Here is a 1033-nt window from a genome sequence, read left to right as displayed (position 1 = left end):
GGTAGCAATACGTCCCATAGACGTAGCCCTCTGCTTTTTCAGACACTATGCCAATAACATAGATGAAATATAGACAGCAAAAGGCCGTAGACAAAACGGTTCTGTTGCAAAGTTTTAAATAAAGAATAAAATCCCTTACGGTATCTATGATTTAAGCTGGGATTCCCAATAATACCTTGATTTCAGTACAGACCGAAAACCCGAAGAGAGTGCCTTCTTTTCGGGTTTTCTTATATAATCCTCGAATGGCTTCCATGCCTTTAATCGTGGTAGAGGCAGTGCGTAAACTTCGATAGAATTTATTGCGTCTCTTTACTGGACGATGGTCTTGTTCAATCAAATTATTCAGGTATTTAATGGTACGATGTTCTGTCCCTTGATAAAAGCCGTATTCTTTTAGTTTCTTAAAGGCACTTGTAATAGAGGGGGCTTTATCTGTGACTACAACCTTCGGTTCATCAAACTGCTTCACTAACCGCTTAAGAAAAGCATAGGCTGCTTGTGTGTCCCGTTTTTTACGTAACCAAATATCCAAGGTTAAACCATCTGCATCGATGGCTCGATACAAATAATGCCATTTTCCTTTAATTTTGATGTACGTTTCATCCATTTTCCATGAATAAAAGGATTTTTTATTTTTCTTTTTCCAAATTTGATAGAGTAGTTTGCCATATTCTTGCACCCAACGATAAATCGTCGTATGAGAAACGTTAATGCCACGATCATATAAGATTTCTTGAACTTCACGATAGCTAAGGTTATAACGAAGATAGTAGCCCACGGCTACAATAATCACATCCTGCTGAAATTGCTTTCCTTTAAAATGATTCATCGTCATTCCTCCTGCTATCTTTTTCTATTATTCTACCTTATTTGATAGTAGATTTAAAACTTTGCAACAGAACCCGTTCTGGAGTATTGCAACTTGCTCGCAATTTAGGCAACCAAAGGTTGCTAGATAAGTTGCATGAACATGAACAAAACAGCGATAAAAATGCTTATATACCAACAAAAAACGTGGTTGCAAATGAGT

1 protein-coding gene is annotated in these 1033 nt (G+C 37.1%); it reads right to left on the bottom strand.

Translation table 11 applies throughout. The features are described from left to right. Positions 1–151: 151 nt before the first annotated feature. Positions 152–832: an IS6-like element IS1216 family transposase gene (locus EGK63_RS16200; RefSeq protein ID WP_001015311.1), complete on the bottom strand. Its 681-nt coding sequence runs from the start codon at positions 830–832 to the stop codon at positions 152–154. Between the last annotated feature and the right edge of the window lie 201 nt (positions 833–1033).

It is taken from the genome of Brevundimonas sp. 357, assembly GCF_003938605.1.
Classification (GTDB): domain Bacteria; phylum Pseudomonadota; class Alphaproteobacteria; order Caulobacterales; family Caulobacteraceae; genus Brevundimonas.
The sequence above is the reverse complement of the archived record's forward strand: the minus strand, read 5'-3'. Positions and strand labels throughout refer to the sequence as shown.

Coding starts and splice junctions, on each gene's coding strand:
- EGK63_RS16200 (WP_001015311.1), bottom strand. CDS start 832: ATGAATCATTTTAAAGGAAAGCAATTTCAGCAGGATGTGATTATTGTA.